Source organism: Streptomyces sp. NPDC099050, assembly GCF_044759865.1.
Classification (GTDB): Bacteria; Actinomycetota; Actinomycetes; order Streptomycetales; family Streptomycetaceae; genus Streptomyces.
This window is the reverse complement of the sequence record NZ_JBIWAE010000014.1, coordinates 216,154-223,374: the sequence shown is the minus strand read 5'-3', so window position 1 is coordinate 223,374 and position 7,221 is coordinate 216,154. Positions and strand designations below refer to the sequence as shown.

Annotated in this window: 6 protein-coding genes; 1 reads left to right on the top strand and 5 read right to left on the bottom strand. The window is 71.6% G+C overall.

The window, feature by feature from the left end:
- Together ACIQV3_RS24125 and ligD are read right to left on the bottom strand one after the other, a co-directional pair.
- Positions 1-485: transposase domain-containing protein (locus ACIQV3_RS24125; RefSeq protein WP_403714946.1), on the bottom strand; the 485-nt coding region annotated here is incomplete at its 3' end.
- 103 nt (positions 486-588) lie between these two features.
- Positions 589-1,608 carry a non-homologous end-joining DNA ligase gene (gene ligD, locus ACIQV3_RS24120; RefSeq protein WP_403714944.1) on the bottom strand — a complete coding sequence of 340 codons (1,020 nt, stop codon included), beginning with the start codon at positions 1,606-1,608 and terminating at the stop codon, positions 589-591.
- Positions 1,609-1,683: 75 nt separating this feature from the next.
- On the opposite strand from ligD, the gene ACIQV3_RS24115 reads away from it, so the two are divergent.
- Positions 1,684-2,754 (top strand): ATP-dependent DNA ligase, encoded by a 1,071-nt coding sequence (locus ACIQV3_RS24115; RefSeq protein ID WP_403714942.1) that lies wholly within the window; start codon positions 1,684-1,686, stop codon positions 2,752-2,754.
- A 157-nt stretch (positions 2,755-2,911) separates the two neighbouring features.
- Here the strand turns inward: ACIQV3_RS24115 and ACIQV3_RS24110 are convergent, their stop codons facing one another.
- The 3 genes from ACIQV3_RS24110 to ACIQV3_RS24100 all read right to left on the bottom strand — a co-directional run bounded on the left by ACIQV3_RS24110 (position 2,912) and on the right by ACIQV3_RS24100 (position 7,199).
- The gene (locus tag ACIQV3_RS24110) at positions 2,912-3,571 is read right to left on the bottom strand and encodes a GPP34 family phosphoprotein (RefSeq protein WP_403714940.1); all 660 of its coding nucleotides are present in this window, start codon (positions 3,569-3,571) and stop codon (positions 2,912-2,914) included.
- Between the two features lie 92 nt (positions 3,572-3,663).
- Complete coding sequence (locus tag ACIQV3_RS24105) at positions 3,664-5,712, bottom strand: MDR family MFS transporter (RefSeq protein ID WP_403714938.1); 2,049 nt, start codon at positions 5,710-5,712, stop codon at positions 3,664-3,666.
- 137 nt (positions 5,713-5,849) lie between these two features.
- Entirely contained in the window at positions 5,850-7,199 is a 1,350-nt protein-coding gene (locus ACIQV3_RS24100) for a 6-phospho-beta-glucosidase (protein ID WP_403714936.1), read from the bottom strand.
- Between the last annotated feature and the right edge of the window lie 22 nt (positions 7,200-7,221).

The following is a 7,221-nucleotide window of genomic DNA, read 5'->3' as shown; positions in this document are numbered from 1 at the left end:
GTCTTGGGACGGCCGAACCGCGCGTCGTTCTCATCGCTGTCCGGCACATCGAACGTGGTCCCGTCGACCGCCACCAGACGCCAACGGCCGTACCAGGCACCGGCAGTGGACACAGTCGCCACAGGCCCAGCGGTCTGCTCGAACAGCGCCTTGAGCGGCTCCGGTCCGAGCTTGACCCGGGCCCGGGAGATCGCACCGGGCGTCGGCACCTGCCACGACCCCGACCAGCGCCGCGCCCACGCGAGGCCCTCGGTCAGCAGCCGGGCGACCTCCTCATAACCCTGACCGGAGAACAGACACATCGCCAGCACGAAGTAGACGACCACCCGCGGAGGCAGCAACCGGTTGCGCTGCCCGGATTTCCCGGACTCCTCCACGATCCGGTCCACCAGCTCCGGCGGGAACGTGCGCGTCAGCAGTCCAATCGCGATCCGATCAGACAACCGCTCGTCCGTTTCCGGCTTGACCTGTCCGGGGCGTGGCATCCAGGCACCTCCTGAACAGGCAGCCTACCAGCCAAGATCCTTAAGTCACTGGTATTGCACCTAGACCGGCTCTTTCGGATCGTGCCGGGCCCGGGAACTCCCGTCAGTCCTCGTGCTTCGCGCGGCTCGGCTGCACCCGCTTGGGCTCGCCCGGCATCTTCGGATAGTCCGGGGGGTACGGCATGTCGCCGAGTCCGTGGTCGTGTTCGTGACGGTCGGCCAGTTCCAGCACGGCGTCCAGCGCGAAGGCGTGCTCGTCCATGTCCGCGTGCAGATCGCCCAGTTCCGCGAAACGGGCCGGCATGGTCACGATGTCGAAGTCGCGCGGCTCCGCCTCGTCCAGCTCGTCCCAGCGCAGCGGAGCCGAGACCGGGGCGTGTGGGCGCGGACGGATGGAATAGGCCGAGGCGATGGTGCGGTCGCGCGCCGTCTGGTTGTAGTCGACGAAGATCCGCTCGCCGCGCTCCTCCTTCCACCAGGCGGTGGTGACCTTCCCCGGCATCCGGCGCTCCAGGTCCCGGCCGATCGCGATGGCGCACCGGCGGACCTCGGTGAAGGTCCAGCGCGGTGCGATCGGCACGAACACGTGCAGGCCGCGGCCGCCCGAGGTCTTGGGCCAGCCGCGCAGGCCCAGCTCCTCCAGGAGCACGCGCAGTTCGTGGGCGACGGCGACCGCGTGGTGATAGTCGGTGCCCGGCTGCGGGTCCAGGTCGATGCGCAACTCGTCGGGACGGTCGGTGTCCTCCCGCCGGACCGGCCAGGGATGGAAGGTGAGGCAGCCCAGGTTGGCGGCCCACAGCACGGCGGCCGGCTCGGTCGGGCAGATCTCGTCGGCCGTGCGTCCGCTCGGGAAGGCGATGTGGGCGGTGGGGATCCAGTCGGGCAGGTTCTTCGGGGCCCGCTTCTGGAAGAAGGACTCGCCCTCCACCCCGTCCGGGAAGCGCTCCAAGGTGGTGGGCCGGTTTCGCAGGGCGCGGGTGATCCCGTCCGCCACCGCGAGGTAGTAGTTGGCCACGTCCCCCTTGGTGAGACCGCGCTCGGGGAAGTACACCTTGTCCGGGCTGGACAGCCGGACGGTCCGGCCGCCCGCCTCCAGCTCGATCGCTTTGCCCGCTGCACCCATGTGCGCCACGGTAGGCGGACCCGCCCGGACCCGCACACCGAGCGGGCCCGGGCGCGGCGCCCCAGAATCGGAGACATGGATCTGCCGGTCATGCCACCCGTGAAGCCGATGCTCGCCAAATCCGTGTCCACGATCCCACCGGGCATGCAGTACGAGGCCAAGTGGGACGGCTTCCGCGCGATCGTCCATCGGGACGGGGACGAGATCGAGCTCGGCAGCCGCACCGGCAAGAGCCTGACCAGGTACTTTCCCGAGCTGGTGACGGCGCTGAAGGAAAATCTGCCGGACCGCTGCGTGGTCGACGGCGAGATCGTCGTCATCCAGGGCGCGCGGCTCGATTTCGACCGGCTGAGCGAGCGGATCCATCCCGCCGCCTCCCGGGTGAAACTGCTCGCCGAGACCACCCCGGCCTCGTTCGTGGCCTTCGATCTGCTCGCGCTGGGCGACGAGGCCCTCCTCGACACCCCCCTCGCCGACCGTCGCGCCGCCCTGACCCGCATGCTCTCCACCGCTCGGCCCCCCGTCCACCTCGCACCCGCGACTACCGACCCCGCGCTCGCGCGGGAGTGGTTCGAACGATTCGAGGGCGCCGGGCTCGACGGGGTCGTCGCCAAACCCCTCGATCTCCCCTACCGGCCCGATGCCCGCCTCATGTTCAAGATCAAGCACGAGCGTACGGCCGACGTCGTGATCGCGGGTTTCCGTTTCCACAAGAGCGGTCCGATTGTCGGATCGCTGCTCCTGGGGCTGTACGACGCCCACGGCACCCTCCAGCACGTGGGCGTCTGCGCCGCCTTCCCGATGAAGCGCCGCGCCGAGCTGATCGACGAACTCGAACCGCTCCGCATGCCCGGCCCCGAGGGCCACCCCTGGGCCGCCTGGGCCGAGGAGTCCGCCCACGAGAACGCCCGGCTGCCCGGAGCGCAGAGCCGCTGGACCGGAAAGAAGGACCTGTCCTGGGTCCCGCTGCGCCCCGAGTGGGTCTGCGAGGTGGCCTACGACCACATGGAAGGCGACCGGTTCCGGCACACCGCGCAGTTCCGCCGGATGCGGCCGGACCGGGAGCCGCGGAGCTGTGCGTACGCGCAGCTGGAGGAGGTCGTCGGCTACGACCTCGCCGAGGTCCTGAGCACGGAGGCGACCTGAGGTCCGCCGCCCGGCCCCGACCGTCAGCGCGCGGCCAGTTGCTCCCACTCCGCCCGGGCCGGCGCAGCGCGGCCACCTCGCTGGCGGGCCGCCTCGCGCCGGCGTCCGTACCCCCTCGGGCGCGTACCCGCAGAACGGATCACACGCCCAGCGGGTCTCAGGTCACGGTCACCACCGTCGCCGCGGTGACCGCGGCCATCGCCAGCTGCATGTCGCGGATCGCGCCGCGGATGCTCTCCGCGGCCCAGTGCCCCTCGGCTATCTCCGCCGTGCGTGCGGTGATCTCCTTGCGCGGGATACCCGGGAAGGCCAGGCCGTGCAGGCCGGCCGCGTGGATCACCGCGACGAGGCTCGCGGTGCGCTCGTCCGGCTCCGCGCCCTCGGCCACCGCGGAGGCCAGCCGCGCGCGCAGTTCGCGCTCGGCCGCCCCGTCGGTCTCCGGATAGCGGCGCACCGGGAACACCCCGAGGGCCTTGCGCCGCTCTTCCACGACCACCCCGCGCCCGACCAGCCGCTCCACGACCTGACCGACGGACTTGGCCTGGTCCTTCGTCAGCCATTCGGACACCCGGCGCCTGGTCCGGCCGCCCATCCAGGCCCGTATCGACTCGATCCGGCCGTCAAGCAGTTCCTCCCCGGTGGGCGGGGCCTCCACCAGCTCGAAGTACTTGCCCGAGACCCGAACCCGCTCCGCGAGGACCAGTTCGAGCAGGAGCGCGCCCGCCACCGCCCAGTTGGCCGACTGCCGCTGCTTGACCGACCCGGACTCGTCGTCCAGCGACAGCAGCATGACCTCTTCGGCCAGTGTGATCCGCATCCCGGCACCCCCGTACCCATAGAACCCGTAGAACCCGTAGAACCTCTTTCACCACCAGACGTCCACGCCCGCCGGGAAGTTCCCCGTCCGCGCTACGGCCGCCCCGCCATCGCGCGCGGGGCGAAGTTCCCGTCCCCCAGGTCCTCCGCCAGCAGGCGCTTCGCGATCGCGTCCGCCGCGGCCCGCAGCTCCGCGCTGCGCGGTCGGCCCCGGTCCTTCTCCAGCTGGTCGCCGAGCCACTGGGCCCACGCGGCCGAGATGACGCCCGCTTCCCGCTCCCCCGCCGGGGTCTGCGCGTAGAAGCCGTTCTGCCGCGTCATGTAGCCCTCGTCCACCATCCGTTCGAAGACCGGCAGCAGGACCTCCGGGGGCAGGTGCCGGCGCGAGGCGATGAGTCCGAGGCTCGCGTACCCGACCGTGCGGGTCATCAGGTCCACCTGCATCACCGCCCACGCGCCCGCCATGTCCAGCCGGGTGTCGGAGGAGTTCACGATCCCGCGCGCCGTCTCCGGCCCCATGGTGCGCACCAGCTTGCCGACCGCCAGTTCCAGCAGTTTCGCGGAGTCCCCGGAGGCCGTGGCGGGCGAGCCGAAGCCGTCGCCCATGTCCGTGGAACCGGCCCGGGCGCTGTCGCGCAGCTTGACCTGCTTGAGGAACAGGGCGACGACGAACCCGACCACCGCCACCGGGACGGTCCACAGGAACACCGTGTGCAGGGTGTCCGCGTACGCGTTGACGATCGGCCCGGCCGCCGCCGGATCCAGCCCGTGCACGCCCTGCGGGCTCTGCGCGGCCGCGGCCAGTTGCTGCGGGTCCTCGCCGGTGGCGCGGGCGGCCTCCGCCACACCTTTCGTCAGCGCGGGCTTCAGGGTGTTGGCGTAGATCGTGCCGAAGACGGCGGTCCCGAAGGCGCTGCCGAGCGTACGGAAGAAGGTGACGCCCGAGGTCGCGGTGCCGAGATCGGCGTAGTCCACGGTGTTCTGCACGGCGATGGTCAGCACCTGCATGCACAGGCCGATGCCGGTGCCGAGGACGAACATGTAGAGGGATTCCAGCCAGGCGCCGGACTGCGGTCCCATCCGGGAGAGGAGGTAGAGGCCCAGGCCCATCACGGCGCAGCCGACGATCGGGAAGATCCGGTAGTGCCCGGTCTTGCTGGTGACGTTGCCGCTGAAGACCGACGCGATCAGCAGGCCGATGACCAGGGGCAGCGTCCGTACGCCCGAGACGGTGGCCGAGTCCCCGTCCACGTACTGCAGGTACGTCGGCAGGAAGGTCATCGCGCCGAGCATCGCGAAGCCGACGACGAAGCTGAGGACGGAGCAGACCGAGAAGACGGGGTTGCGGAACAGCCGCATCGGCAGCATCGGCTGCGCGGCGCGCATCTCCACCAGGCAGAACAGTGCCAGCGCCAGGACACCGCCCGCGAAGAGCCCGACGATGAGCGGCGAGCTCCAGGCGTACTCGTTCCCGCCCAGGCTCGTGGCCAGGATCAGCGCGCTCGCGCCGATGGCGACCATCGCGATGCCCAGGTAGTCGATGACCGGTTTGCCCGCGGCGCGCACGGAGGGGATCGTCCGCGCGGCCGCCACCACGACCAGGATCGCGATCGGCACGTTGACGTAGAACGCCCAGCGCCAGGTCAGGTGGTCGGTGAAGAGCCCGCCGAGCAGCGGCCCGATCACCGTGGCGACGCCGAAGACGGCGCCGATCGCGCCCTGGTACTTCCCGCGCTCGCGCAGCGGGACCACATCGGCGATGAGGGCCATCGCGGTGACCATCAGCCCGCCGGCGCCGATCCCCTGGATGCCCCGCCACACGATGAGCAGGGTCATGTTGCTCGCGAGGCCGCACAGGAACGAGCCGGTGATGAAGACGATGGCGGAGACCTGGAAGACCAGTTTCCGGCCGAAGAGGTCGCCGAACTTGCCGACGAGCACGGTCGCGACCGTCTCCGTGAGCAGGTACGCGGTCACGACCCAGGACATGTGGTCGCCGCCGCCGAGGTCCGCCACGATCGTGGGCAGCGCCGTGCCCACGATCGTCTGGTCCAGGGCCGCGAGCAGCACGCCGAGCATGATCGTGCCGAACACGATGTTGCGCGAGCGCCGGTCGAGCACCGGCGGCGGCGCGGCGGCCATGGCGGGGGCCGCGCCTTCGGCTGTGGCTGCACCTTCGGCTGTGGCTGCACCTTCGGCTGTGGTCACACTCCGCACTCTCACAGCGCCCCCGCCCGGCCGCATGCGGCGTTAGCCCATCCGCGCGGCGCGGCGGCCCGTCAGCGCAGGTAGCCCAGGCCCGGGTGCTCCGCCGCGTATCCGGTCAGCAGCCGCCGGGCCACCCCGACCGAGTCGACCAGCGGATGCAGCGCGAAGGCCTTGACGGCGTCCGCCCGCGAGCCGCTCGCCGCCGCGGCGAGGACCTCGCGCTCGGCGGCCTTGACCGAGGTCACCAGGCCCACCGCGTGCAGCGGCAGCGGGTCGACGGCGACCGGGTGGGCCCCGTTGGCATCGACCAGGCAGGGCACCTCGATGACCGCCTCGGCGTCGAGCACCGACAGGGTCCCGCGGTTCCGGACGTTCAGGATGAGGGTGGCGCGCTCGTCCCGGGCGATGGCGCGCATCAGGGCGAGGGCCACCTTCTCGTACCCGCCCGACTCCAGGTCGCTCTCCTCGCGCTCGCCGACGCCCGCGACCTCGCGGTTCTCGGCCATGTACGTCGCTTCGCGCTCGGCCCTGGTCCGGTCCCAGGCGGCCAGCGCCGCCCCGGGCCCCTGATCCGGCCGCCCGGCCTCGGCGTAGAACCCCCGCTGCTGGTCGCGCAGGAAGGCCCCGCGCGTCTGCTTGGCCTCCTGGTAGGCCCGTACCGTGTCACGGTTGAAGTAGTAGTAGTGCAGGTACTCGTTCGGGATCGCTCCGAGCGAGCGCAGCCACTCGGCCCCGAACAGCCGGCCCTCCTCGAAGGACTCCAGCGCCCGCGCGTCGGCCAGCAGCCGCGGCAGTTCGTCGCGCCCGCCGATCCGCAGCCCGCGCACCCAGCCCAGGTGGTTGAGGCCGACGTAATCGATCCAGGCCTCCTCGGGCCGGGCGCCGAGCAGCCGGGCGATCCGCCGTCCGAGGCCGACCGGCGAGTCGCAGATGCCGATGACCCGGTCCCCGAGTTCCTCGGCCATGGCCTCCGTGACCACTCCGGCGGGGTTGGTGAAGTTGATCACCCACGCCTCCGGGGCGGTACGGGCCACCCTGCGCGCGATCTCGCGGGCCACCGGTACCGTCCGCAGGCCGTAGGCGATCCCGCCGGCGCCGACCGTCTCCTGGCCCAGTACGCCCTCGGCCAGGGCGATCCGCTCGTCGGCGGCGCGCCCTTCCAGTCCACCGACGCGAATGGCCGAAAACACGAAGTCTGCTCCGCGCAGGGCCGCGTCGAGATCGGTGGTGGCCGTGACGGCCGGGGCGTCCGCGATCCCCGCGGCCTGGTCCGCGAGGACCCGGGCCATGGCACGGAGCCGGCCGGAGTCCTCGTCGTACAGGGTCACGTGCGACACCCTGCCCTCGGCGTGATCGCCGAGCAGGGCTCCGTAGACGAGCGGTACCCGGAATCCGCCCCCGCCGAGGATCGTCAGCCGCACGCCCTTACCGCCTTCCGCAGTG